This is a genomic window from Methyloversatilis sp. NSM2 (assembly GCF_038066675.1).
GTDB classification, from domain to species: Bacteria; Pseudomonadota; Gammaproteobacteria; order Burkholderiales; family Rhodocyclaceae; genus Methyloversatilis; species Methyloversatilis discipulorum_A.
In genome coordinates, this window is sequence record NZ_JBBUKV010000001.1 from 972,252 (window position 1) to 998,089 (window position 25,838).

21 protein-coding genes and 1 tRNA gene are annotated in these 25,838 nt (G+C 67.6%); 15 read left to right on the forward strand and 7 right to left on the reverse strand.

Annotation, left to right across the window (positions count from 1 at the left end):
* The 6 genes from WJU27_RS04375 to WJU27_RS04400 all read left to right on the forward strand — a co-directional run bounded on the left by WJU27_RS04375 (position 1) and on the right by WJU27_RS04400 (position 6,853).
* Positions 1-1,125 carry a glycosyltransferase family 4 protein gene (locus WJU27_RS04375; protein ID WP_341421241.1) on the forward strand — a complete coding sequence of 375 codons (1,125 nt, stop codon included), beginning with the start codon at positions 1-3 and terminating at the stop codon, positions 1,123-1,125.
* A gap of 103 nt (positions 1,126-1,228) precedes the next feature.
* Positions 1,229-1,672: a phasin family protein gene (locus WJU27_RS04380; protein WP_341421242.1), complete on the forward strand. Its 444-nt coding sequence runs from the start codon at positions 1,229-1,231 to the stop codon at positions 1,670-1,672.
* 171 nt (positions 1,673-1,843) lie between these two features.
* On the forward strand, positions 1,844-2,746 hold the full coding sequence (cysD, locus tag WJU27_RS04385) for a sulfate adenylyltransferase subunit CysD (RefSeq protein WP_029644289.1): 903 nt from the start codon (positions 1,844-1,846) through the stop codon (positions 2,744-2,746).
* A complete protein-coding gene (cysN, locus tag WJU27_RS04390; protein ID WP_020164830.1) occupies positions 2,746-4,476 on the forward strand; it encodes a sulfate adenylyltransferase subunit CysN in 1,731 nt (576 codons plus the stop codon). The genes cysD and cysN overlap by 1 nt, the downstream gene beginning before the upstream one ends.
* Before the next feature lie 53 nt (positions 4,477-4,529).
* Complete coding sequence (locus tag WJU27_RS04395; protein WP_341421243.1) at positions 4,530-5,177, forward strand: class I SAM-dependent methyltransferase; 648 nt, start codon at positions 4,530-4,532, stop codon at positions 5,175-5,177.
* Entirely contained in the window at positions 5,174-6,853 is a 1,680-nt protein-coding gene (locus tag WJU27_RS04400; RefSeq protein ID WP_341421244.1) for a sulfatase-like hydrolase/transferase, read from the forward strand. The genes WJU27_RS04395 and WJU27_RS04400 overlap by 4 nt, the downstream gene beginning before the upstream one ends.
* Positions 6,854-6,857: 4 nt before the next feature.
* Here WJU27_RS04400 and WJU27_RS04405 read toward each other — a convergent pair whose 3' ends face one another.
* On the reverse strand, positions 6,858-8,198 hold the full coding sequence (locus WJU27_RS04405) for an ATP-grasp domain-containing protein (protein WP_341421245.1): 1,341 nt from the start codon (positions 8,196-8,198) through the stop codon (positions 6,858-6,860).
* A 94-nt stretch (positions 8,199-8,292) separates the two neighbouring features.
* Here WJU27_RS04405 and egtD point away from each other — a divergent pair, with 94 nt between their 5' ends.
* Positions 8,293-9,258, forward strand: a complete 966-nt coding sequence (gene egtD, locus WJU27_RS04410; RefSeq protein ID WP_341421246.1) for an L-histidine N(alpha)-methyltransferase — start codon at positions 8,293-8,295, stop codon at positions 9,256-9,258.
* Positions 9,259-9,269: 11 nt separating this feature from the next.
* Here the strand turns inward: egtD and senA are convergent, their stop codons facing one another.
* Positions 9,270-10,493: a selenoneine synthase SenA gene (gene senA, locus WJU27_RS04415; RefSeq protein ID WP_341421247.1), complete on the reverse strand. Its 1,224-nt coding sequence runs from the start codon at positions 10,491-10,493 to the stop codon at positions 9,270-9,272.
* Between the two features lie 13 nt (positions 10,494-10,506).
* Between senA and senB the strand changes: the two genes are divergently transcribed.
* From senB to WJU27_RS04440, 5 genes are all read left to right on the forward strand, one after another.
* Positions 10,507-11,496: a selenoneine biosynthesis selenosugar synthase SenB gene (gene senB / locus WJU27_RS04420; protein WP_341421248.1), complete on the forward strand. Its 990-nt coding sequence runs from the start codon at positions 10,507-10,509 to the stop codon at positions 11,494-11,496.
* Between the two features lie 26 nt (positions 11,497-11,522).
* A complete protein-coding gene (gene selD / locus WJU27_RS04425) occupies positions 11,523-12,605 on the forward strand; it encodes a selenide, water dikinase SelD (RefSeq protein ID WP_341421249.1) in 1,083 nt (360 codons plus the stop codon).
* 40 nt (positions 12,606-12,645) lie between these two features.
* A tRNA-Leu gene (locus WJU27_RS04430) sits at positions 12,646-12,730 on the forward strand.
* A 467-nt stretch (positions 12,731-13,197) separates the two neighbouring features.
* Entirely contained in the window at positions 13,198-13,425 is a 228-nt protein-coding gene (locus tag WJU27_RS04435; protein ID WP_019918139.1) for a glycine zipper 2TM domain-containing protein, read from the forward strand.
* A gap of 124 nt (positions 13,426-13,549) precedes the next feature.
* Positions 13,550-14,338, forward strand: coding sequence for a TatD family hydrolase (locus WJU27_RS04440; protein WP_341421250.1), 789 nt, complete (start codon positions 13,550-13,552; stop codon positions 14,336-14,338).
* On the opposite strand, the gene WJU27_RS04445 is transcribed toward WJU27_RS04440, so the two are convergent.
* Together WJU27_RS04445 and WJU27_RS04450 are read right to left on the reverse strand one after the other, a co-directional pair.
* On the reverse strand, positions 14,326-16,533 hold the full coding sequence (locus WJU27_RS04445; RefSeq protein WP_341421251.1) for a TonB-dependent receptor family protein: 2,208 nt from the start codon (positions 16,531-16,533) through the stop codon (positions 14,326-14,328). The two genes, WJU27_RS04440 and WJU27_RS04445, sit on opposite strands and share 13 nt — an antisense overlap.
* A 171-nt stretch (positions 16,534-16,704) precedes the next feature.
* Complete coding sequence (locus WJU27_RS04450; protein WP_020164820.1) at positions 16,705-17,148, reverse strand: putative toxin-antitoxin system toxin component, PIN family; 444 nt, start codon at positions 17,146-17,148, stop codon at positions 16,705-16,707.
* Positions 17,149-17,240: 92 nt separating this feature from the next.
* Here WJU27_RS04450 and WJU27_RS04455 point away from each other — a divergent pair, with 92 nt between their 5' ends.
* Positions 17,241-17,720, forward strand: coding sequence for a DUF6647 family protein (locus tag WJU27_RS04455; RefSeq protein ID WP_020164819.1), 480 nt, complete (start codon positions 17,241-17,243; stop codon positions 17,718-17,720).
* Between the two features lie 147 nt (positions 17,721-17,867).
* Here the strand turns inward: WJU27_RS04455 and WJU27_RS04460 are convergent, their stop codons facing one another.
* The 3 genes from WJU27_RS04460 to WJU27_RS04470 form a co-directional block, all read right to left on the reverse strand.
* Positions 17,868-21,032, reverse strand: a complete 3,165-nt coding sequence (locus tag WJU27_RS04460) for an efflux RND transporter permease subunit (RefSeq protein WP_341421252.1) — start codon at positions 21,030-21,032, stop codon at positions 17,868-17,870.
* A 233-nt stretch (positions 21,033-21,265) separates the two neighbouring features.
* The gene (locus WJU27_RS04465; protein WP_020164817.1) at positions 21,266-22,312 is read right to left on the reverse strand and encodes a hypothetical protein; all 1,047 of its coding nucleotides are present in this window, start codon (positions 22,310-22,312) and stop codon (positions 21,266-21,268) included.
* Complete coding sequence (locus WJU27_RS04470; RefSeq protein WP_341421253.1) at positions 22,309-23,697, reverse strand: TolC family protein; 1,389 nt, start codon at positions 23,695-23,697, stop codon at positions 22,309-22,311. The genes WJU27_RS04465 and WJU27_RS04470 overlap by 4 nt, the downstream gene beginning before the upstream one ends.
* 45 nt (positions 23,698-23,742) lie before the next feature.
* Between WJU27_RS04470 and WJU27_RS04475 the strand changes: the two genes are divergently transcribed.
* Together WJU27_RS04475 and WJU27_RS04480 are read left to right on the forward strand one after the other, a co-directional pair.
* Positions 23,743-24,705: a quinoprotein relay system zinc metallohydrolase 2 gene (locus WJU27_RS04475; RefSeq protein ID WP_341421254.1), complete on the forward strand. Its 963-nt coding sequence runs from the start codon at positions 23,743-23,745 to the stop codon at positions 24,703-24,705.
* Between the two features lie 283 nt (positions 24,706-24,988).
* The gene (locus WJU27_RS04480) at positions 24,989-25,813 is read left to right on the forward strand and encodes a quinoprotein dehydrogenase-associated SoxYZ-like carrier (RefSeq protein WP_341421255.1); all 825 of its coding nucleotides are present in this window, start codon (positions 24,989-24,991) and stop codon (positions 25,811-25,813) included.
* The last annotated feature ends 25 nt before the right edge of the window (positions 25,814-25,838 follow it).

Consider the following 25,838-nt stretch of genomic DNA (forward strand, 5'->3'; position numbering starts at 1 on the left):
TTGCGGGTACTGCATTTCTACAGAACGGCTTTCCCTGACAGCATGGGTGGCGTCGAGCAGGTGATTCATCATCTCGCCAAAGGCGCTGTCGGCTTGGGTATTGAAGCCGACGTGTTGTCGCTGACGCCGGCCCAGGTGCCTCGCACGATCGAGATCGATGGCTACCAGGCCCATCGAGCGCGCCTGGATATACAGATCGCGTCGACCGGCTTTTCGACCTCTGCATTTCTGCGCTTTGCCCAGCTTGCGCGAAAAGCTGACGTGATCCACTACCATTTTCCATGGCCATTTATGGACGTGGTTCATTTTGCGACCGGGGTCAGCAAACCGACGGTGGTGACCTACCACTCAGACATCATCCGGCAGAAGAATCTGCTGAAGATCTATCGTCCACTCAAGTGGAAGTTCCTCGGCGATGTGAGCAGGATAGTCGCAACCTCGCCTAACTATCTCGCGACCAGTGACGTATTGGCGCGCTACAAGCATAAGGTCAGCGTCATACCGATAGGGCTGGACAAGTCCACCTATCCGAAGCCACTTCCGGAGCGGATGAAATACTGGCGTGAGCGGCTCAGCCCGAAGTTCTACCTGTTCGTCGGCGTGCTCCGTTACTACAAGGGCCTTCATATTCTCATTGAGGCCGCCAAGGGTGCTGATTATCCTATCGTCATCGTTGGTGCAGGCCCCATCGAGGAGGAGCTCAAAGCCCAGGTGGCGCAGCTGGGCCTGAGAAACATTCATTTTCTGGGGCACCTTCCGGATGAGGACAAGGTTGCCCTGTTGACGCTGTGTTTCGGGGTGCTGTTTCCGTCCCATCTGCGCTCGGAAGCGTTCGGAATATCGCTGCTCGAAGGTGCGATGTATGGGAAGCCGATGATTTCGAGCGAAATCGGAACCGGCACCACCTTCATCAACATCGGTGGTGAAACCGGTCTGGTTGTCCCTCCCAGCGATCCTCAGGCTCTGCAGTGTGCAATGCGCCATCTATGGGAAAGGCCGGAGCTGGCGGCTGAACTCGGGCACAAGGCGGAAGAGAGGTATTGGCAGCTGTTCACTGCTGACCGGATGGTCAGATCCTATGTCGAGCTCTATCATGAGCTGAGCGCGGGGTGGCGAGGGGGCTGAGCGCTCAGAGTATTCACTCCGCCGGTCAGCAAGGTATAAACGAAACAGTGCCGGAGAGGACTTGAGGTCTCGCGGCGGATGCGACATCGAGCAGGAGGTTCCCATGAACACTGTTTTCCATATCCAGGAGACGGCGAGTGCCGACCTGCCGCGACGTCTGGTCGATATTCTTGCCGACGGCGGCGAACGCCTGCTCAAGCTGCAGGCCGAGTCGGTCAGTTCCGCGCTGACCAGCCAGATGCGGGCCATCGAGCCGCCGCAGACGGTGGCCGAGGCGATGTCCGCGCTGTGGCAGTTGCCGCAGCTTTACGGTGCGCTGCTCGAAGAGATGGCCGAGCACGCGCGGCAGTCGTATCACATCCTGTCGCAGGTGCAGAACGAGCTGGTCGACCTGGCCTGTGATTCGGTGGTGCAGCAGGCGCCGGCGCTGACCGAGGCATTGAGCAGCGGCAACGTGCTGTTTGCCGACCGGCGTCACCGCTCGGTGGTGATCAACTTTCCCGACCGCCGCGGCATGATTGCACGCAGCCGCTCGCAGAGCGCCTGACCACGGCGCCGAGCGGCGCAGTTCGGTACCTTCCGGCGGTTGCCGGCGGTGTCGTTGCACGGCATTCGCCGGGAACTGCCGCGCCGCGGTAAAATCTCGACCCTTTCGCACGGGCGGCCTGTCCGACGCCGTGCGGCCCGCTATTTCCGCACCTTCCGGTTCCCCAACACGATGAGTACATTGACGCACCTGCAACGGCTGGAAGCCGAGAGCATCCACATCATGCGCGAAGTGGTGGCCGAGGCCGAAAACCCGGTCATGCTCTATTCGGTCGGCAAGGACAGCGCCGTCATGCTGCACCTCGCCGCCAAGGCCTTCTATCCGTCGGTCCCGCCCTTTCCGCTGCTGCACGTCGACACCACCTGGAAGTTCAAGGCGATGTACGAGTTCCGCGACGCGATGGCGCGCAAGCTCGGCATGGACCTGCTGGTGCACATCAATCCCGACGCCAAGGCGCGCAATATCAATCCGTTCGACCACGGCTCGGCGCTGCACACCGACATGTGGAAGACCGAAGGCCTGAAGCAGGCACTGGACAAGTACAAGTTCGACGCCGCTTTCGGCGGCGCCCGTCGCGACGAGGAAAAGTCGCGCGCCAAGGAGCGCATCTTTTCCTTCCGTACCGCGCAGCACCGCTGGGACCCGAAGAGTCAGCGTCCGGAACTGTGGAAGCTGTACAACGCGCGCAAGCACCCGGGTGAATCGATCCGCGTGTTCCCGATCTCGAACTGGACCGAGCTCGACATCTGGCAGTACATCCACCTGGAGAACATTCCCATCGTGCCGTTGTACTTCGCGGCACCGCGGCCGGTCGTCGAGCGCGACGGCACGCTCATCATGGTGGACGACGAGCGCATGCCGCTGCGTCCGGGCGAGACACCGCAGATGAAGAGCGTGCGTTTCCGCACCCTGGGCTGCTATCCGCTGACCGGCGCGGTCGAATCGACCGCCGCGACGCTGACCGACATCATCCAGGAAATGCTGCTGACCACGACGTCGGAGCGCCAGGGCCGCGTGATCGACCACGATTCCGCCGGTTCGATGGAAAAGAAGAAGCAGGAAGGGTATTTCTGATGGCACACGTTTCCGACCTCATTTCGCAGGATATCGAGGCCTACCTGAAGCAGCACGAGCACAAGAGCCTGCTGCGCTTCATCACCTGCGGCAGCGTCGATGACGGCAAGAGCACGCTGATCGGCCGCCTGCTGTACGAATCGAAAATGCTGTTCGAGGACCAGCTGGCCGCGCTCGAAGCCGACTCGAAGAAGGTGGGCACCCAGGGCGGCGACCTCGATTTCGCGCTGCTGGTCGACGGCCTGGCCGCCGAGCGCGAACAGGGCATCACGATCGACGTCGCCTACCGCTTCTTCTCGACCGACCGGCGCAAGTTCATCGTCGCCGACACGCCGGGGCACGAACAGTACACGCGCAACATGGTTACCGGCGCCTCGACCGCCGATCTGGCCATCATCCTGGTCGATGCGCGCCACGGCGTGCAGACGCAGACCCGCCGTCACAGCTTCCTGGTGTCGCTGATCGGCATCAAGCGCGTCGTCGTCGCCATCAACAAGATGGATCTGGTCGGTTACTCGAAGGACGTGTACGAGCGCATCGAGAAGGACTACCGCGAGTTCGCCGCGCAGATCGGCCTCTCCGACATCCTGTGCATCCCGATGTCGGCGCTGAAGGGCGACAACATCATCGAGAAGAGCGCTGCCACGCCGTGGTACACCGGCCCGGCGCTGATGGACCACCTGGAGACCGTGCAGATCGAGGACGATTTGCAGGCGCGCCCGTTCCGTCTGCCGGTGCAGTGGGTCAATCGCCCCAATCTCGACTTCCGCGGTTTCTCCGGCCAGATCGCGTCCGGCATCGTGCGCCCGGGCGACCGCGTGCGCGTGCAGCCGTCCGGCCGCGACACCACGGTCGAACGCATCGTGCTGTCGACGCAGGACCTGAGCGAAGCGGTGGCCGGTCAGTCGGTCACCGTCACCTTCGCCGACGAGATCGACTGCTCGCGCGGCGACGTGATCGTTGCCGCCGACACGCCGGCGCTGATCGGCGACAGCTTCGACGCAACGCTGGTCTGGATGAGCGACGAGGCGATGGCCACCGGCCGCAGCTATCTGATGAAGTGCGCGACGCGCACTGTCGGTGCAACGGTCAATGCGGTCGAGCACCGGGTGAACGTCAATACGCTGGAGCGCTCGCCGGCGACCGCGCTCGGCCTGAACGAGATCGGCCGCGTGTCGCTGCTGACCGACCGTCTGCTCGCTTTCGACGCCTACGAATCGGTGCGTGACACCGGCAGCTTCATCCTGATCGACCGCCTCACCAACAACACGGTCGGCGCCGGTTTGCTGCACGCGGCCCGCAGCCGTCCGCGCGACCTCAGCTGGACCCGTCTGGAAGCCGGCCGCGCCGCGCGTGCGGCACTGAAGCAGCAGTCGCCGCTGCTGCTGTGGGCAGGCGAGGGCATCGCCGCGGACAAGCTTGAACAGAAGCTCATGTCGCTCGGCCGCCACACCATCACGCTGCCGGCTGCCACCGCAGATCTGCCGCGCATCGTCGGCATCCTGCTCGACGCCGGTCTGGTGGTGGTGATCGACGCCGACTCGGCGCAGCCGGACAGTCTGGTCACCGCACTGCCGGCCGGCGAGCACGTCGAACTGAAGATCGACGCCAGCGCCGCTCAGGCCGCGCTTGACGCCAGCGGCCAGCGCCTCGTGCTGGCTGCGGGCGCAGCGGAAGAAGTGGTCGAACAGATCGTCGAAACCCTGCGCCGCGCCGGACGTCTGAGCTGAGCGACAGGCCGGGCGCGCGCCCGGCCCTTCCTCCCACCGACGCCGGAGCCGCGATGAGCGCCCAACCTCCCGCAGACGAGGACGCGGTCCGCGCCGCGTCGATCGAGAAGTACCGCAAGCGCGCCGCCGGCTACGACGCCACCTGCGGACCGACCTGGCCGATCCGCGAACGCGCGGTTGCTTTGCTCGGCCTGCAGCCCGGGCAGTCCGTGCTCGACGTCGGCTGCGGCACCGGGCTCAGCCTGCCGCTGCTGCGGGCTGCAGTCGGCGATGCCGGACGGGTCCATGGCTTCGATCAGAGCCCGGACATGCTGACGCAGGCGCGCCGCCGCGTGGCCGAGGCCGGCTGGAACAACGTCGACCTGTTCGAAACCGCGGCGCAGGGTCTGCGGCTGCCGGGTCGGGTCGATGCGTTGCTGTTCCACTACACCCACGACATCCTGCGCTCGCACACCGCGATCGACGCCCTGCTGGCCTGCGCGCGGCCGGGTGCGGTGGTGGCGATCGCCGGCATCAAGTATTTCCCGCGCTGGCTGGTACCGCTCAACCTCTGGGTCTATCTGAAGAACCACGGCTACAACGGTGCGCCGGGCGAACTGCGCACGCCGTGGGACCGCATCGCGCCGCGTCTGGTCGACTGGTCGATCACGACCACCCAGTACGGCATGGGCTATCTCGCCCGCGGCCGCGTGCCGGAATGACCGACAGACCCGCGCCGGGCCCGAAGCAGGCCATCGTCGCGCTGGCCGCGCTGCTGCTCGGCAACGCGCTGCTCAGCGCCAACAATCTGTGGCCTACGCCCTTCATCGTGCCGGATCACCGGCTGTCGCCGGAATTCGTCGGCCTGTGGCTGGCGCTGATGGCGGCGGTTGCCCGCTGTGGCCGCCTGCCGGCCCGCGCACTTACGGTCTTCACCGCGCTGTTCCTGCTGTTCGCGATCGGCCGCTACGCCGACGTGACCGTGCCCGGTCTGTTCGGTCGGCCGGTCAATCTGTTCTGGGACGGTCAGCAGATTCCGCGCTTCCTCTGGGTGACGGCACAGGGTCTGCCCTGGTGGGTGAGCGTCGGTGCGCTGGCCGGGCTATCGCTGCTCGTCTGGGCACTGTGGCGCGGCGCGCGCGCGCTGGTCGCGCAGATCGCGCACCGGGCGGTTCCGTATGCGCTGCGTCACCGCTGGCCACGCGTCGCGACCGCGCTGGCGACGCTGCTGGTGGCCGCCAATCTGGCCGGTGTCGAGGCGACCTGGCCGCTGGTGTCGCGACCGATCACGCCGACCTACTGGCGGCAGGCCACGCTGCTCGCGACGCTGATGTCGCCGGAGGCGGTGGCGCGCGCGCTGCCGCAGGTGCCGGCGCTGGACGACGCGCTGGCGCAGCCGCCGGGCCGTGCGCTGAGCGCGCTGCGCGGCCGCGACGTCTATCTGATGCCGCTCGAGTCCTACGGCGCCGTGGTCTATGACAATGCCGAGGCGGCGCGCCTGCTGCAGCCGGCGCGCGACCGTCTGGCGCAGGACCTGGCCGCCGGCGGCTGGCAGGTGGTGTCGGCCTTCATGCGCTCGCCCACCTTTGGCGGCGCGTCCGATCTCGCCCAGCTCGGCATGCTGTCCGGCCTCGATCTGAGCGACCCGCGCCGGCACGACCTGCTGGTCACGACCGAGCGACCGACGCTGATCACGCTGTTCCGCCGCAACGGTTACCGCACCTACGGCTTCTATCCGGCGCTGTTCTGGGAGTGGCCGGAGCGCGTGTTCTACGGCTACGACGTGTTCATCGACGGCCGCGACCTGCGCTACCCGGGACCCGAAATGGGCTACTGGAAGATTCCCGACCAGTATTCGGCCGAGCGTTTCGAACAGCTGCACCCGCGCACACCTGGGGAGCCGCCGCGCTTCGTGTTCTTCCCGACCATCACCAGCCATCTGCCGTTCTCGCCAGTGCCGCCCTTCCAGCCCGACATCGACCGCCTGCTCGGCGACACGCCCTTCGATCCGGCCGACGCCGCACGTGCGCTGGCAAGGAAGCCGGACTGGCTGAACATGTTCCCCGACTACATCGGCACCATCGAGTACACCTACCGTTGGCTGGGCGACCACCTGAAACGGGCGACGGCGCGCGACACGCTTTACGTGCTGGCCGGCGACCACCAGCCGGTGGCCGGCGTCAGCGGCGAAGGCGCGTCGTGGGACGTGCCGGTGCACATCGTGTCGCGAGACCCCGAACTGCTTGCGCGCTTCGTCGCCCAGGGCTTCCAGCCGGGGCTGGCGCCACCGCGCACGCCGATCGGCGGCCTGCACGATCTGACGACCATGCTGCTGCGCGCGTCCGGCGATCTGCCGACCGCGCTGCTCGGTCCCGCGTCGCAGCCTTCGGCGCGCTGACCATTTACGCGACGTCGAGCGCGGCCGGCGTCGCCTCCACCGCCTCGTCGCGATAGGGCACGCGCCAGCCGAGCAGGTCGCTGGCCGCTTCCGCCCTTGCGCGCAGTTCGGCCGCGTCGGAGCCGTCCAGATGGACGATGCCGTAGCGGTGACTGCCGGTCCATTTCAGATCGCGTCGCAACGCCCGGCCGTGGCGGCCGAAGGCGAACAGCAGTCCGTCGGGAAAGGCCTCGGCGAAGCGCGCGCGCCGCGCAAGGTCCGGCATCGCCGGCACCTCGTCTTCATCGAAGGTGCGATAGACCAGGCTGGCGGCGACGCGGGCACGCGGCGCCTCGCGACGCAGCAGACGCGGGTCTTCGCCAAGCGCCAGCGCCAGCGACCAGGCGTGCGCGTCGATGCCGTGCACGCGCAGGTAGAGATCGGAGAACTGCGACGCCAGACGCGGATTGCACTCGATGACGGTGAGCCGGTCGCGCGCGTCGTCGTAGAAGAATTCGAGGTTGAAGAAGCCGTGCTCGTAGCCGATGGCGCCGAGAAAGCGGCGTGCGACGTCGAGCGCGCGCACCTGCACCGACGCCGGCAGCCGGCTGGGCAGTTCCCAGCGCATGAAGGCCTGGGTGCCCGGATGCATGATCGCGTCGACCACGCCCAGCGCATGCACGTGTCCGTCGAACACCCAGCCGTCGAGATTGAACTGCGGCGTGGCCGGATCGACAGGTTCCTCCAGCAGCATGCGGTGCGCGCTGCCGGCCTCCGGCAGACGCGCGCGGCAGACGCGGTCGAAAGGTTCGATCAGACGATGGATGATCCAGCGCTCGGCGATGTCGAAGCGGGTGTGCGCCTGCAGCGCCTCGCGGCTGTCGACTTCGCGTGCCAGCACGGAAAAGGCCGCCTTGATCGGCTTTGCATAGACCGGGTAGGCAAAGCCGGCTGGCAGCCGTGCCGGCACGTCGTCGCCGCACACCATGTCCAGCGCGGCGAAGCGCAGGCAGGCCTCTGGTGCGACCGACGCCAGCACGCGCCGCGCGTGCAGCTTGTGCTGTGCGGCCAGGATGGCTGCGGGCGGCGCGCAGGGCAGATCCAGCCGCTCCGCCACCAGCGCCGCCGCCAGCGCGCCGAAGGCCTCATGGTGCGACAGCACCGCCGACCAGCCACGACGGCGTGCGCGCGCCGCGGTGCGCTCGGCGAAGCGTTCGAGGTCGAAACCGATCAGCCGCAGATTGGACGGGAACGAAAACAGATCGAAGCCGGCGTGGTCGAAGGCGTGGCCCGCGCCCGAGCGGGCGAAGCCGATGCGATCCCAGTCGTAGGCGAACAGCAGGCCGGTACGCGGTCTGGAGGGCACGTATCATCCTTGGCGAGTGGCCGGTCGCGCCGGCGGGATCCACTGCGGGCAATCGGCCGCCCGCGCAGTAAACAGAATACGAGGGGAATGGACCATGGTGCGCACGCCGCGTTTCATCCAGCTGCAACCGGTCGACGACGCGCGGCAGATGCCGGCGCTGTGGTCCGGTCTGCAGGCGCCGGTGGCGCGGGTGTCGCCGAAGTATTTCTACGACGCGCTGGGTTCGCGGCTGTTCGAAGCGATCACCGAACTGGACGAGTACTATCCGACGCGTACCGAAGCGGCCATCTTCGATGCCCACTCCGCCGACATGGCGGCACGGCTGCGTGCGCACGTGGGCGCGGCGCACGACCTGATCGACCTCGGCGCCGGCAGCTGTGCCAAGGCGGCAAAGCTGTTTCCGCTGTTCGCGCCGCGCCGCTACGTCGCGGTCGACATTTCGGTCGACTTCCTGAAGCACTCGCTCGAGTGCCTGCAGCGCGCCCATCCGGACATGGACATGCTGGGTGTCGGCCTCGACTTTTCGGCCGCCCTCGCACTGCCGGCGACGCTGTATGAAGGTCCGGCGCTGGTGTTCTACCCCGGCTCCAGCATCGGCAACTTCGCGCCGGACGAGGCGCTGCGCCTGCTGCGCGAAGCGCGCACGGTGGCCCGCGGCGGTGCACTGCTGATCGGCGTCGATCTGGTCAAGGACAAGGCCGTGCTCGACGCCGCCTACGACGACGCGCTCGGCGTCACCGCCGCCTTCAACCTGAATGTGCTGCGCCATCTGAACCGCATCGCCGGCACCGATTTCCGCCTCGCCGACTGGCGCCACGTCGCCTTCTTCGACCCTGAACGTTCGCGTATCGAAATGCATCTGGAGGCGAGACAGTCGCTCACAGTGCATTGGCCGGGTGGCGAGCGCCGTTTCGCCGCCGGCGAGCGCATCCTGACCGAGCACTCATGGAAATGGACGCGCGCGCGCTTTGACGCCTTGCTGCGTGAAGCCGGTTTCGGCGACGTCGCCTGCTGGACCGACGCGCGCGACGGGTTCGCCGTCTTCCTTGCGTGCGCCTGATGAGAGGCCGATCAGTCGAGCGCGCAGCTGCGGAAACCGGCCGGCACGTCGTCGCGGTCGGGCCGGAAGAAGTTGCGGTAGCGCGGGTCGCGCATGCGCGGCTGCGTCATGAAGGAGGCGCCGCGCAGCACGCGGCGGTCGCCGAACCACGGCGCCGAATAGTCGCGGTAGGGGTGGGGCGCGAAGCCGGGGTACGGCAGGAAATCGCTGGCCGTCCATTCCCAGACGGCGCCCCAGCGGAAGCGGTCCGCAGCAGTCAGTGCCGAGCTCAGTGCCGCGTACTCCCATTCCGCTTCGGTCGGCAGCCGGCGACCGGCCCAGCGGCACCACGCTTCGGCTTCGTAGGCGCTCAGATGACAGGCCGCGGTGTCCGCGTCGAGCGCCTGCCAGCGGCCGTAAATGCAGCGCTCCCAGTCGCTGCCGGCGCGTCTCAGGTAGCGCGGCTGCGTGCGCCACTGCGCCGTGCGCCAGCGCCAGCCTTCGCTGCTCCACCAGCGCGGGTCGTCGTAGCCGCCGGCATCGACGAAGGGCAGGTAGTCACGCCAGCTGACCGCAGCGCTGTCTATGTCCAGCGCCGGCACGCTCACCGCGTGCGCGCTCAGTTCGTTGTCGAAGGCGAAGCCGTGTCCGCTGCTGCCGAGCTGATGGCGGGCCGCGGGCAGCGACAGCGTGTCGCGTGCGCCGGCCACGGCCGGCTGCCAGCGCGGGTCGTCCACCACGATGTCGAGTTGCTGCGCCATGTACAGCGCGGCTTCGTGGTGCATGTCCTCGTGCAGCAAGGACAGGCGGAAGAAGTAGAGCGCGTCGTCGCCGTCGTCCGGCACGTCGGCCAGCAGCGAAAGGACAGCGTCCAGCTGCCGGGCAAGATCGTCCAGCGTCGCGTCGGCGTCCGGCAGCGGCAGGGTGGGGCGGCTCGCGTGGGGCACGCGGCTGGAGTCGTAGAGCGCGTCGGCGTTCGCCCGCAGCGGCGGCGTGCGCGCGACGTCGGGGTCGGCACGCACGCCCTTCAGGAAGTGCGGATTACGCAGCGTCCACCACGCCTGGAACCATCCGATGTGGCCCAGCTCCCACAGCGGCGGATTCAGCGTTTCGTGAACCGGGATGCGCAGTGTCGGGCAGGCGCGCCGATAGTCGGCGAAACGGGCCAGCGTGGCGTTGCGGCTGGCGCGCAGCGCTGCCGCGAGAGCCCCGCGGTCTCCGCGTCGGGCGCTTGCCGATTGATCTGAGGCCTCCATCGAACACACGTCCATGTCCCGTCCATCCATCGTCATCGTCACGCCGGCGCTGGCCGACGCCAACAACGGCAACTGGCGTACAGCACGGCGCTGGGCCGCCATGCTGCGGCCGCGTTTTGACGTGCGGCTGGTGTCCGAATGGCAGGGCGGCGACGAGGCATTGATGATCGCACTGCACGCCCGCCGTTCCGCCGCAGCCGCCATCGCGTGGCGGAAGGCACACCCGTCGCGTCCGCTGCTGCTCGCGCTGACCGGCACCGATCTGTACCGCGACATCGACTGCGACGCCTCGGCCCGGCATTCACTGGCCATTGCCGATCGCCTGATCACGCTGAACACGCTTGGCGCACGTGCTCTGCCGCCGGCGCTGCGCGCACGCTGCAGCGTGCTGCTGCAATCGACGCCGGCGCGCGCGCGCCTTGCACCGCCGACGCGCCATCTGCGCGCGCTGATGATAGGCCACCTGCGCGCCGAGAAGGCGCCGGACACCCTGTTCGACGCGGTGCGCCGGCTGCGCACGCGTACCGACATCCGCATCGACCACATCGGTGGGGCGCTGGATCCCGCGCTGGGCGAGCAGGCGCGCACGCTGATGCAGGAATGCCCGCACTATCGTTGGCTGGGTGGGCTGACGCACGGCGACACGCTGCGTCGGCTCGCGCGCGCCAGCGTGCTGGTGCATCCGAGCCGCATGGAGGGCGGCGCGCATACGGTGATCGAGGCTGTGCGCTGCGGCGTGCCGGTGATTGCGTCGCGCATCGACGGCAACGTCGGCCTGCTCGGCGAGGACTACGACGGCTGTTTCGAGGCGGGCGACGCGGCGGCGCTGGCCGCCTGCATCGGCCGCGCGCGCGACGATGCAGGCTGGCTGGCCCGGCTCGAGCGGCAGTGCGCGGCGCGCGCACCGCTGTTCGCGCCCGAACGAGAGCGGGCGGCGCTGGTCGCGCTGGTCGACGGATGTCTGGCATCCTTCGGCCCGCGACACGGCGTCGCGACCGCATGACAACCCCGCAGGAACTGGATCGACAGATGAACGAAGCACAGGCAGCGAACTCCGAACCCCGACTGACTTCCCTCTCGCATGGCGGCGGCTGCGGCTGCAAGATCGCGCCCGGCGTGCTGTCCGACATCCTGAAGCACACGGCGGCGATGCCGGTGCCGCCGGAACTGATGGTGGGCATCGAAACGTCGGACGACGCCGCGGTCTACCGCCTCAACGACGAACAGGCGCTGATCGCGACCACCGATTTCTTCATGCCCATCGTCGACGACCCCTTCGACTTCGGCCGTATCGCCGCCACCAACGCGATCAGCGACGTCTACGCGATGGGTGGCCGGCCCATCCTCGCGCTGGCGCTGGTCGGCATGCCGATCAACGTACTGTCGACCACGACCATAGGCCGCATCCTGGAAGGCGGTGCGTCGGTCTGCCGCGACGCCGGCATCGTCGTCGCCGGTGGCCATACCATCGATTCGGTCGAGGCGATCTACGGTCTGGTAGCGCTCGGCATCGCCCATCCGGACCGCATCCGCCGCAATGCCGACGCGCAGCCGGGCGACGTGCTGGTGCTGGGCAAGCCGCTCGGCGTCGGCGTCATGTCGGCCGCGCTGAAGAAGGGGGCGCTGAAGAAGGGGGCGCTGGACGACGCCGGCTATGCGCGCATGATCGCCAGCACGACCAAGCTGAACACACCGGGGCCGGATCTGGCGGCGCTGGCGGGTGTGCATGCGCTGACCGACGTGACCGGCTTCGGCCTCGCGGGCCACGCGCTCGAGCTGGCGCGTGGCTCCGGCTGCGACGTGGCCATCGAATGGTCGGCGGTGCCACTGCACGCCGGCACGCGCGAACTCGCCGCGCAGGGCTTCGTCACCGGCGCATCGAACCGCAACTGGGCCGGCTACGGCGAGCGCGTCGTGCTCGCCGACGGGTTCGCGGCGGAAGACCGCGCGCTACTCACCGATCCGCAGACCAGCGGTGGCCTGCTCGTGTCCTGCGCGCCGGAGGCGCTCGACGCAGTGATTGCCACCTTCCGCCGTCACGGCTTCGATGCCGCGTCCGTGATCGGCCGCGTCGGTGATCGCAGCGCAGCGCCGGTCGTACGCGCCGGCTGATTCCGGTCGCATCGGTGGCATACTCGCCGCCGTTCCGTCCGCCCGGATGGTGAAACTGGTAAACACAGCGGACTTAAAATCCGCCGCCGCAAGGCTTACGGGTTCAAGTCCCGTTCCGGGCACCAACACAGGAACAACCGACTCAGGTCGTGGATCTGGCGCATTCTCCCTATGGGAGCGGCCTTGGCCGCGACTGGGCTCTTGCGGTTCGCCGGCTTCGATCAAGGCTGCTGTCGGGATCAAGACCCCTCCCACAGAACCCCCGGCCCGAGTTCAGGCCGTGGGTCGCGCGTAGCCCCAGTGGGAGCGGCCTTGGCCGCGACTGGGCCGTTGCGGTTCGCCGGCTTCGATACACGCTGCTGTCGGGGGGGCAGAAGACCCCTCCCACCGCATCGGCCGTGGAACGCCCGTCCTGCCGGCGATCGGCGGTTTGGCTTTCGCTGCGCACAAGGCCCGCCGGACGTCGGATTCCGCCGACAGCCCGCATCGTTGCCGGCCTACCGCGTGACAGCGGACCTCTCCCTAGACTTCAGATCAAGCCGCGAGCGATCGACATCGCGTGCTGACCGATCAATGACTGCGGAGAAACGCGATGAAAACGCCGATCCATACCCTCAAGACCGTATCCATCGTGGCCGTGCTGGCCGCACTGACGACTGGCTGTGCCGGTATGAGCCGCAGCGAGAGCAACGCAATGATAGGTGCCGCGGCCGGTGGCGTTGCCGGTTCGGTGCTGACCGGCGGCAGCACTGTCGGTACGGTGGGTGGCGCCATCGTCGGCGGCGCCATCGGTAACGAGATGGGCAAGAAGAAGCGCTGAACGAGCGGGGCGAACGTGATGCCCGCTCAGGGGCCGGTGGTGCACGGATGCATCACCGGCCCCTGTCGTTTCCTGGCAGGGCAGAGCAGCGCTATGCTGACCTCCCTGTTCTCCGAAACCGATCATGCTGATCGACACTCACTGCCATCTCGACGCCTTCGAATTCGATGCCGACCGCATCGCTATGATCGAGCGCGCACGCCGTGCCGGGGTCGGCTGCATGGTGCTGCCGGCGGTCGACCGCGACGGCTTTGGCCGGGTGAGGGCGCTGTGTGACGGACAGGCGGATCTGCGCTTTGCATTGGGCATCCATCCGCTCTTCGTGCCGGCAGCGCGACCCGACGATGTGGACCGGCTGGCGATGGAACTGGATGCGCACGACGTCGTCGCGGTCGGCGAGATCGGCCTCGATTTCTTCGTCAGCGACATCGATCCCGAACTGCAGGAGTGGTACTTCGTCGCCCAGCTGAAGCTTGCGCGTGAGCGCGGCCTGCCGGTGCTGCTGCACGTGCGCCGCAGTCAGGACCGGATACTCAAGCACCTGCGCGCCGTGTTCGGCCGCAACGGGCCGGGCGGAATCGCCCATGCCTTCAACGGCAGCCGTCAGCAGGCCGACGAATTCATCAAGCTGGGTTTTGCGCTCGGCTTCGGCGGAGCGGTGACCTGGCAGCGCGCATTGAATCTGCGCCGCCTGGTGACGGAACTTCCGCTGGAATCCATCGTGCTCGAAACCGACGCACCGGACATCCCGCCGGAATTCGCCGCCGGTGAACGCAACGAGCCGGCCAATCTCCCGCGCATCGCGCAGGTGATCGCCGGCATCCGGGGCATTGCGACCGACGAACTGATCGCCGCCACCGGGGCCAACGCGCTTCGCGTGCTGCCCCGGCTGGCGAGCGCTTACATCGAGTAGGACGCGGACAGGCCGATCAGCCAGGTGCGCTCGGCGGCCGGAGCGTAGTAGCGGCCGTTGGCGTCGTTGACGTAGATTGAGCCGACATATTCCTTGTCGAACAGGTTGTCGATGCGCGCGAACTGGTTGAACGTCCAGTTGCTGCTCTTCTGCGTGAAGCCGCCACGCAGACTCGCGATACCGTAACCACCTACACGCGCCTGATTCGTGTCATCGGCAAACATCCGACCGCTCGCTCGGTACTCTACGGCACCCAGGAAGCCGCTGGCGGCATGGCGATACGTGAGTTCGCCGTACAGACCCTGGTTAGGCACGCTGGCCAGCTTGTTGCCCTCCGAGACAAGGATGTTCGGCGTAGTGCAGGGCGGAGCACCGCAAGTACGGAAGCTGTCCTCGAACTTTGCATCGAGCAAAGTCAGCGATGCAAACGCTCCTATCGACTGGGTGAGGCGAGAATCGATGGCCAGTTCAATACCCTTGCGACTGGTATCGCCGGCGTTCTGATACGACACGCGTCCGCCACTGTTGGTACCGACGACGATTTCGTCTTCCGTATCGATGTAGAACACCGCGGCGTCAACGCGGGTCCGTTCGTTGAGGAAGGTCTTCACGCCGATCTCGTACTGCATGCTCGTGGACGGTTTCAGCCCGAGATTCAGACCACTTCCGCCATCCGGACGGTACGCCAGTTCCACCAGGGTTGGTGCCTCGAAACTGCGACCTACGTTTGCATAAAGGTTGGTGGTGGAGGTCACCTTCCAAAGGGCCCCAAAAGCGCTCGTCCACGCACCGTGGTGAGTCGAACCGCTGTCATCACCGTTGGCACGTGCCAGTTGCGCCGCGCCTGCCGCTCCTGAGCAATTGCTGGCGCAAATGAATTTGTCATCGGTGCTGAAGTCCACCCGCGTGTAGCGGATACCGCCAGAGAGCGAGAAGTCAGACTGTACTGCCCACTCCCCCTGGAAGAACGCGGCGGTCTGTTCGGCGACATTGCGCTCGTTGCGCTTGAGCGCACCACGGAAGCCGTAGTCACTGCTGGTGGACGCGTTGTCGTTGGCAATCGTGCTGCCGTTGCGATAGCCACGGCGGTCTTCGTTGGCACGCTCGTACTCGGCGCCCGTGGTGAGCGTCACCGTATCCAGACGGCGCGTCCAGCGGACATTGGTTCCCCAGTAGTTGCGATCGAATGTCGACAGGCCGCCCGACGCAGTCGCGTTACTCTGCGTGACCGCATTCAGGGCGAGGTACTGCGCGTTGTTGCGGTTGCCGAGGAAGAACATCGCCCGCAGGCTGTCACGTTGCGTGAGAGCTGTCTCGAGGACGAACCCCCCCTGCGTGTTTTCAAGCGTACGGCGCGCGCCGTAGAAATCGGCCGGTCGCAGACCGTTGGCACCCGACAGCGCAGCCTGACCCTGCTGTCTGCGGTCTGATTTGAGTTGATCCAGCGTCAGTCCCAGCGGGTCGTCGCCTTCCTGACGCAGATAGTTGCCGACCATGGAGAGCGTGGTGGTGTCATTCAGCTGCACGCGTGCCTTGAAGTTGGCCTGCTGCTTTTCCGACTTGCTGTAATCGCGATAGCCGTCGGTCCGGAAATCGGACACGCTCGCGTTGTAATTGAAATTGCCGACCGTGTCGCCGAACTTGAGGCCATAACGAGTGGCGCCGTAGCTGCCCGCCTGGAAGCTGGGCGTGATGGTGAAGTTCTCCGGACCGTCCTCGGTGAAGATCTGTACTACGCCACCCGAATGGTTGCCGTACAGCGCCGAGAAGGGCCCGCGCAGCACTTCGATGCGACTGGCCGAGGCGAGATCGAACAGACCGGTACCACCCTGGCCGTCCGGTGTGCTGGCCGGAATGCCGTCGGCGAACAGCTTGACACCGCGCACGCCGAACTGTGAGCGCGCGCCGAAGCCGCGGATGGTGAGCGACTGTTCCTGCGTGTAGTTCTCTTTCCCTGCCGCGGCAACACCGGGCACGCGGTTGATAACCTCGGACAGGTTCACCGTCGCGCGCTGTTCCTGGATGGTTGTCGCGTCTATCGAATCGATGGCCATCGGCAGGTCGAAGGAATTCTGTTCGACACGGGTGCCGGTGATGACCACGGTCGGGGCGAGAATGGGTTGATCGGCCATTGCAGCCTGACCCATCAGCGCAAGCGCGAGGGCGATCGGGGTGTGACGGAGCACGATTGTCATTGGAGGTCTCTCTCTGGATGTCTGCGGCCGTGCGCAACTGCGCGAGCCTGCTGTCTCGGATGCGCGGCGCGTCTGTGCGCGCCTGATCGAACGGGCGCGAGTATAGGCAGCCGCTGCTTACAAAGCCTCACGAAAAACTTGAACCGGCGCGCCGTACGGCCGACGACTTGCTCAGGAGGCCAGCAAGGCGGCGAGGGCGGGTGGTGCGACCACCTTCAGCGTCGACGGACACAGCCGGTGCCGGCCGAGACGCAGCACGGCGCGGTCGCGCGACACCAGCAGGTCAGCTTTGCTGCGTACCGCGAGGTCGAAGAACTTCTGGTCCTCGCGATCGCGGCAGCGCGGCAGCGAGGTATCGGGTTGCGCCGGCAGCGGATTCAGTTCGACCCGTGCGAGGTAGTCGGCGTACAGTCGGGCAGCGGTCTCGTCGTCGAGACCGAACTTGTCGTAGCGCAGCACGGTACGCAGTTCGCGCAGGCAGGCCTCGTCGCACGACAGCCGCGCGCGACCGTCGGCCAGCGCCTGTGCTACGCAGTCCAGTTCGGCGTTGTGCCACAGCAGCAGGTCGAGTACCGCGTTGGTGTCGAGAACGATGAGCTTCACGATGTCCTTCATGATCGGCGCGCAGTGTAGGGCTTCGGCGTCGCCGCGGCGAACGTTTCCGCCCGGCGCACGGTCTGTTGCGCATCGGCGGAAGGAGGTGCGTCATGGTGTCGCAGGAGTTGCTGGCCTTTCTGGTCGACCTGGCGTCCAAGCTGTCCGGCTATCCGCCCATTCCGGTCGACGCGCTGCCGCCGGTGCAGGTGCTGTCGGAAGCCGAACTGGCGAAGGCAGTCTGTCCTGACGCCGCGGCGGGCTGCACCAATATCGCGGCCACCTTCGAGACCGAGCACTACGTCATCTACGTGCGCGATACGCTGGACCTCGAAAACGCCGCCGACAACTCCTTCCTGCTGCATGAGCTGGTGCATGTGCTGCAGCACAAGGCCCGCGGCGACGCCATCTTCGCCGACTGTCCGACCACGCTGAAAACCGAAACCGAGGCCTATCAGGCACAGAACGCCTACCTGAAGCGCGAGGGGCAGTTCCTGCGCTTCGGCGAGGCGCTTGGTTTCATGAGCTGTGCCGGCGAGCAGAACACCTTCTTCACGCGCGACATCATGATCGATCCGCTGATCGTGAAGTAGCGCCGACGGAACAGGTTTCGATCGAGGCCGCAATCGCGAGCAAGCCCGCTCCCACCGAACCCTTGCTCACGCTCGGGTCACGGCGCTCGCGCAGTCCCCCTGTGGAAGCGGCCTTGGCCGCGACAGGGCCGTGGCGACAGGGGCGGCTTACCGGGACGCTGCCTCACCGTGGTCGTCGTCCTTGGGCTCGAAGCGCCCGTAGTGCAGCAGCAGCGTCGGCAGCACCAGCAGGTTAAGAATGGTCGAGGTGGCCAGACCGCCGACGATGATGGCGGCCATCGGGCCTTCGATCTCGCGGCCCGGCTCGCCCGAGCCGATCACCAGCGGCATCAGGCCGAGGCCGGTCACCAGCGCCGTCATCAGGATGGACGGCAGGCGCTCGGTGGCGCCGAGGATGGCGGTATCGACGTTCCAGCGGTGGCCTTCCTGCTCGACCAGATGCTGGTAGTGCGACGCCAGCATGATGGAGTTGCGCAGCGTGATGCCGAACAGCGTGACGAAGCCGACCACCGAACCAAGCGACAGCCAGCCGCCACCGGCCAGCGCGGCGAGGATGCCGCCGATCAGCGCGAACGGCAGGTTCACGAAGGTGATCATCAGGTTGCGCAGACTGGTGAAGGCCAGCATCAGCAGCACGGCGATGGCGGCGGCGGCGAGCAGCGAGTGGGTGACCAGTTCGCGCCTGGCCTGGGCCTGCGCCTCGGCCGCACCGGTCACCTTGTAGTAGCTGCCGGGATTCAGCTTCACGTCCTCGCGCAGCGCGCGCTGCACGTCGTCGCTGAAGCGGCCCAGATCGTGGCCGGCGGCGAGGTTGGCGGTGATGGTCTGCACGCGCTTGCCACCCGAGTGCAGGATCTTGTAGCGGCCGTTCTCGATCGCGATGTCGGCCACATCGCGCAGTTCGATCAGCCGGTCGTCGGGCGTGCGCAGCGGCAGGCGGCCGATTTCGGTCGGCGAGCGGCGGTGGTCCGGGTCCAATGTCACCACCAGCGGTGTCGCCAGCGTGCCGCGATAGACCTCGCTCACCCGGCGACCGGCAAAGGCAGTCTGCGCCGCCGCCAGCACATCCTCCGGCGACAGGCGCCACACCGCGAGCTTGTCCAGCCGCGGTCGCACGACGATTTCCGGCGTGCCCGGCGGCGCCAGCACCTGCACGTCGGTCGCGCCCTTTACCCGCGACAGCGCAGCGGCGACGGCGCTGGCGTCGGCGTCCAGGCGGTCGAGATTGGTGCCGAACACCTGAACCACCAGCGTCGCCGGGAAGCCGGATTCGGTCTCGCCTATTCGCTCGGTCAGGAAGGTATTCACCGAAAAGGCGAGGCCGGGGAAGCCGACGGTGTTCTGCGCCTCCTCGTCCGAGCGGTCCTCGTCGCCGTCGTCGCCGGTGACGGTGCGCCGGATGTCGGCCAGGATGCGCTCCTGTTCCTTCGCCGGCAGCGGACCGATCTCGATCTCGACCTCGCTGTAGTGCGGGCCGAAGGGGTCGGCGCCGTTCTGTGCGCGGCCCACCCACTGCGCCACCGACTTCACGCCTTCGATCTCGAGAATCTTCTCGGTCACGCGCTGACCCACGCGCAACACCTCGCCCGGCGCGGTGCCCGGGATCGTGGACAGGTGCACGATGTAGTGACCTTCGCGCAGCGGCGGTATGAATTCGCCGCCGAACAGCGGCAGCACGCCGATGCCACCGGCCAGCATGAACATGACGCCGGCGATCAGGCCATGCGGGCGGCGTTCGATGGCGCGCAGCGTGCGCTCGTAGCGCGGGCGCAGCCAGCGGATCAGCGGCGGGTCGTCGTCCGGCAGTTCGCGCCGTCCGAGCATGAGCCAGCTCATCGCCGGCGTGACCGTCAGCGCCACCACCAGCGAAGCGAGGATGGCCAGGATGTAGGCGGTGCCCAACGGCGCAAAGAGCTTGCCCGCCACGCCCGATAGCGTGAGCAGCGGCACGAATACCAGCGCCACGATGAAGGTGGCGTAGACCACCGAACTGCGCACCTCCATCGATGCGTCGAACACCACCTTCCAGGTTGGCACCGGCGAACCGTTGTGACGGTTCTCGCGCAGGCGGCGGTAGATGTTCTCGCAGTCGATGATGGCGTCGTCCACCACTTCGCCGAGCGCGATCGCCAGTCCGCCCAGCACCATGATGTTCAGGCTGGCACCGGTCTCCAGCATCACCAGCACGGCCGCCAGCAGCGACAGCGGAATCGCGACCGCCGAGATGAAGGCGGTGCGCAGGTTGTAGAGAAAGAGGAAGAGCACGACGATGACCAGCGAGGCGCCGATGATCACGTCCGCGCGCACGTTGCCGAGCGCGGTCTGGATGAAGTTGGCGGGCCGGAACAGCGCCGGGTGCAGCACCAGCTGCTCGCGTTCGAGCAGAGGCGCCAGATCGGCCAGCGCCTTTTCCAGTTCCAGCGTGACACCGAGCGTGTCGGCGCCGAGCTGACCCTGCACCATCATGAAAACGCCCGGCGTGCCATTGATCTGCGCCGCACTGATGGCCGGTCCAGGCGCCTCGCGCACGCGTCCGATGTCGCCCAGCGCAAGCGAACGGCCATCGGGCAGCGTCACGGTCAGCTGCTCGAGGCTGCGCGCGGTCGAGGGCGTGGCGTCGATGGCGATCAGCAGGCGCTGATTGTCGTTCTCGACGAAGCCGGCGCCCGCGACTGTGGCGGCGCTGCGCGCCGCCGTTTCGACGTCGGCCAGCGTGACGCCGAGCGCGCGCAGGCGGGCCGGGTCGAGCTGTATCTGCCATTGCCGCACGTCACCACCGAATACATTCACGTCGGCGACACCCTGCACCGCCAGCAGGTGAGGCCGCACGACCGAATCGACCAGATAGCGCATGTCCATCAGGCTGCGCTTGTCCGACGTGAGGCCGACGCCGAGCAGCGTCGACGCCGATGAGGTAAGCGGCGTGATGACCGGCGTGACGCCGGCCGGCAGCAGCGCGCCCAGCGTACCCAGTCGCTCGGCGACCAGCTGGCGGTTGCGGAACAGGTCGGACTTCTCGTCGAAGATGACGGTCACCACCGACAGGCCGGGGATGGACTGCGAGCGCAGCTCCTTCAGTCCTCGGGTGCCGGACACCGCTGCCTCGATTGGTGTGGTGACGCGTGTTTCGACCAGATCGGCCGGCAGTCCGGGCGCTTCGGTCTGGATCACCACCTGCGCCGGTGCGAACTCCGGGAACACATCCAGCCGCGCATCGACCATGCGGCTGACCGCGTAGATCGTCAGCACCAGCGCAAGCGCCAGCACGATGCCCGGCCGGCGGACCGAGAAGCGGACGATGGCTTCAATCATCGCGCGCCCCTGCCGCCTGTGGCGCCAGCCAGCGTGTCAGCCGGACGATCGCCGCAGGCATGTGATGCGCGGCCGCATCGCGGCGGGGGCGCCGCTCCCACGGGGTTCGGAGCGACGGACGGCGCGGGTCTTTGTGGGAGCGGCGCCTCGCCGCGATTCCGGTCGCGGCATCGCGAGAGGCGGGCGAACGGTGTGCGAGCGCGGACGAAATCCGCGATCCTGCCGGCAGGCGATCAGTCATCGTTCTCGTCCGCCAGCGTGTGCTTCAGCTCTTCCGACAGCAGCAGCTGTGCGCCACGGGTGACGACGCGGGCGTCGTCCTCAAGTGCCGGCGCGAGCCAGCCGTCCGGGCGCTGCGATTCGGCGGGCAGGGCCTGGCGGATGAATTCCTCCGGCTCGTCGTCGTCGCGCACATAGATCCACGGCAGGCCGGCGTACCAGACCACGGCGCTGTTCGGCACCAGGTGCAGCACCGCGGTGCCGGTCACGCCGCGGGCGGCAAGGCGGGTGCCGGTCGGCAGCACGCGCTCGGTCTTGTACAGCCAGGTTTCGCCGGCCGCGTGCGCCAGGCTGCGCGGTGCGAGACCGATGCGGCGCGCTTCGATCGATTCGTCGCCGTCGGGCAGACGCAGCTGCATGGTCGGCGGCGCGTCGCCGGCGCCGCGCAGCGCGATCGCCACCAGCGAGGCGCGGCGGTCGGCGAGCTTGTCCAGTTCCGGCGGCGCCTCACCGGATGCGGTGCCGCCGAGCGCGCCCCAGCCCTGCACCAGTCGCGCATGCAGACCGTCAGCGCGGGCGCGCGCCGCGGCCAGTGCGCCACGGTCCTGTTCGGCCTGGCTGCGTGCGGTCTGCAATGCGCGCTCCGACGCGTTGCGGTCGTCGCTGTACAGCGCCTGGATGCGGTCACGCTCGGCTTCAGAGCGGGCCAGTTGCGAAGCGAGCCGGGCGATGTCGGCACGTGCTTCCTGCAGCTGCGCGCGCAGTGCGAACAGCGGCTCGACGTCGAGTACGGCTGCCTGCGCCTCGCGCTCGGTGCCGGCGCGCACGGTCAGCGGCTGGCCGACCTCGATGCCGCTCGCCTTCTGCGCGGCGGCCGTCAGCTTGACGCTGCTCATGCCGCTTTCGTCGCGCTCGACCAGCGAGGGCACGGCAATGTCGTCGTCGGCGGGCGCTTCGTAGAGCTTCCATTCGTCGCGTGCGTAATAGATGAGCGCCCAGACCAGGGCGATGATGAGCAGGCCCATCAGGAACATCGCGCGATGTGGTGTCAGTGCTTTCATGGCTGTCCTTCCGTGGCGGCGCCGGCGGCAAGCGGGCGCTGCATGGCGTCTTCGAGCGCGAGGCGCGAAGCCAGCGTGCGGGTGCGCGCCTGCAGCAGCCGGATGTCGGCTTCGAGCAGGCGGGTGAGGGCGAGCACGCGGTCGAGCCGGTCGGCGTCGCCGCGGGTGAAGCGCTGTTCGGTGCGGGTCAGCTGCAGCCGCGCTTCGTCGTGTTCCGCTTCGGCGCCGTCGGTATCCAGCGTGGCGGCCTTGACCCGGGCGCGCGCGAGGTCGAGTGCGGCGAGTGCCTGCGACTGCAGCAACAGGAAGTCCTGCGCCGCGATCTCGCGACGCGCGACGGCTTCGGCGATCGGACCGGCCTGGCGTTGCGCCGCGAACAGCGGCAGCGAGGCGCCGAGTTTCCAGACGGTCGCACCCTGGTCCCACAGCAGGCCGGGCTGCAAGCGGATTTCCGGGTATTGCGCGCGCAGTTCGACCTGCAGGCCGGCTTCGGCGGCGGCGTGGCGGGCCAGCGCGCGGCGCAGATCGATTCGGTCCAGCGTCACCGCGCTGCGCAGCGCGTCGTCGGTGGGCAGCGGAGGCGGCTGTTCGAATTCATCGAAGTCGAGCGTCAAGGCATCGACAGCCGACAGCGGCAGCGCGAGTGCCTGCGCCAGTTCGCCGCGGGCGCGGATCTGCCGCTGCTCGGTCAGCACGTAGCGCGATTCGGCCTGTGCGGCCGCGGTGCGCGTCGTCGTCAGATCGAGCGCGTCGGCGGCGCCGAGGTCGTAGCGCTTCTGCATCGCCGCCTGAGCGTCCAGCCAGCTCACGACCAGGCGGTCCAGCAGTTTCAGTTCTTCACTGGCTGACCACAGTTCAAGCAGCGCGCGGCGCGCGTTGCTGCGTATCGTCCACGCAGCGTCGGCCTCGTCGAGCAGCGCGCTGTCGGCCAGCAGGCGGGCGCGTTCGATCCGCGCTTCGCGTACCGACTGACCGGTGATCGCAAGGTCCAGCGCCAGCCCGATACTCCACGCCGACTGGCCGGGGTCGCGCTCGTTGGTGCGTTCGACTTCCGGCGCCAGCACTGTGCGCGGCTTCAGGCCGGCGGTCTGCAGCTCGGCGCGGGCAAGCTGGGCGCGAGCACGCGCCTGCGCGGTGGCCGGGTGACGGTCGAGGGCGGCCAGTACCAGTTGCTCGGGCGCCCATTTCGCCGGCGGCCATTGCGCGACATCCATATTGCGCTGCGCCAGAAAGTCGCGCGTCTGCGCATCGGTCAGCTGGCGTTGGCGGAACGCCGACTGCGACGCTTCGGGCTGCAGCGGCGCTGGCTCCACGTGCTGCATGGCACAACCGGACAGGGCCAGAAGCGGCAGCAGCAGTGGAAGAAGTGAGGTGAGGCGCTGCATCCTGATTTGTTATTCTGGGCCGCGTATGGACGCCGAATGCTAACGATGCTGACAGTTGAGTGCAAATCCGCAAGCGCCGTTGCCGGGCGCCTGTGGCGGTCGATGATGGGTGCGCTGTTCGCCCTGACGGTGAGCGCTTCGATGGCGGCGGAGACGCTGCCGATGAAGGAGCTCGCGCCGGGCGTGTTCGTGTTCAACGGTGTCACCGCCGAACAGGACGCGCACAACCGGGGTGCGATTTCGAACCTCGGTTTCGTCGTCGGAAGTCGCTGCGTCGCGGTGATCGACACCGGCGGATCGCCGGCGGTCGGTGCCGCGCTGCGCGAGACCGTCCGACAGAAGACGGCGCTGCCGGTGTGCTACGTCATCAACACGCATGTGCACCCGGATCACGTGCTGGGCAACCAGGCTTTCGTCGCCGACAAGCCCGAGTTCGTCGGCCACGCCAAGCTGCCGGCGGCATTGGCGGCGCGCGGTCGCAACTACATCGCTTCGGCCGAGCGCCTGATGGGCGAAGCCGGGCGCGGGCTGGAACTGGTCGCGCCGACGCGCACCGTCAGCGGCGAGGACACGCTGGACCTCGGCGGACGCGTGCTGCGCCTGCGCGCCTGGCCGACCGCGCACACCGACAACGACCTCACCGTGCTCGACGAAACGAGCGGCACGCTGTTCGCCGGCGACCTGCTGTTCGTCGGTCACATGCCGGTGGTCGACGGCAAGCTGCTGGGCTGGATCAAGGTGAACGCGCAACTGGCTGCGCTCGACGTGAAGCGCGTCGTGTCCGGTCACGGCGACGCGGGGCCCGCCTGGCGGGAGGCGTTTGCGAAGCAGGGGAACTACCTGCAGGCCCTCGCCGATCAAACGAGAGCGGCGATCAAGGCCGGCCGCAAACTGGCGCAGGCCGCCGACGAGGTGGCGCGCGATCAGGTCGGCAACTGGGAACTCGCTGATCTGTTCCACAAGCGCAACGTCACCGCGGCGTATGCCGAGCTGGAGTGGGAAGATTGAGATTGGCGGGGCGCAGTGCGCCTGCGGTGGGAAGACGGCGATGATGCGAGGGCCCTGTCGCGGCCAAGGCCGCTCCCACAGGAGGTGTGCCGGAGCGGGTTTTTGTGGGAGGGGTCTTCTGACCCCGACATTGGCCTGTGCCGAAGCGTGCGGCATGCATCGGCGCAGTCGCGGCCAAGGCCGCTCCCACAACAGCGGCTGTCAGGCGACCTGGGTTACAGAACAATCGAGCGATCAGCGTCAGACTGATCGTCGCGGAGCAGTCCATCTGGAGGAGAAGAACATGAGTATTTCGCGCAGGCTTGCCTTTCTGCTGGCCGGCTTCCTGTGGGTCGCCGGTGTCCAGGCGGCCGACGACGGGTCCGACACGGCGATCTGGGGCAAGGTGAAAACGCTGCTGGTCGGTGATCGCCCGGTGATCGACGATACGGCCGGCAGCGTGATCGAACTGGACGCACCGGTACGGGCCGAGGACGCGGCGGTGGTGCCGCTGGCGGTGCGCACGAAGCAGCAGCCGGGCGGCGTGCATGTCAGCAAGGTGCACCTCGTGATCGACGAGAACCCGTCGCCGATCGGTGGCACCTTCACCTTCTCGCCCATTGCAGGGCGCGCCGACATCGAGACGCGGGTGCGCATCGAGGCCTACAGCTGGGTACGCGCCCTGGCCGAAACCAGCGACGGCAAGGTCTACATGGCGCGCCGCTACGTGAAGGCGTCGGGCGGCTGTTCGGCGCCGGCCGGCAAGGACCAGGAAGAGGCGATGGCACGCCTCGGCAAGATGAAGCTGAAGCTCGACGATGACGCCGTCGCCGGTCAGCCGAGCGCGGCGCAGCTGATGATCAGTCATCCGAACAGCTCCGGCCTGGCGATGGACCAGCTGACGCGACTCTACGTGCCGCCGCACTTCGTGCGCCGGGTCGAGGTGAGCTACGCCGGTGAGCCGGTGATGACCGCCGACGTCGATTTCTCGATCAGCGAGAACCCCAACTTCCGCTTCTGGTTCGTGCCCAAGGGCGAGGGCGAACTGAAGGCGGTCATCGTCGATTCGAAGGATCTGAAGTTCGAGAGCGCGGTGGCCATCCGGCCAGGCATGAAGGGCGGCAGCTGAGCGCCGCGGACAGGCAGTGTGCGGC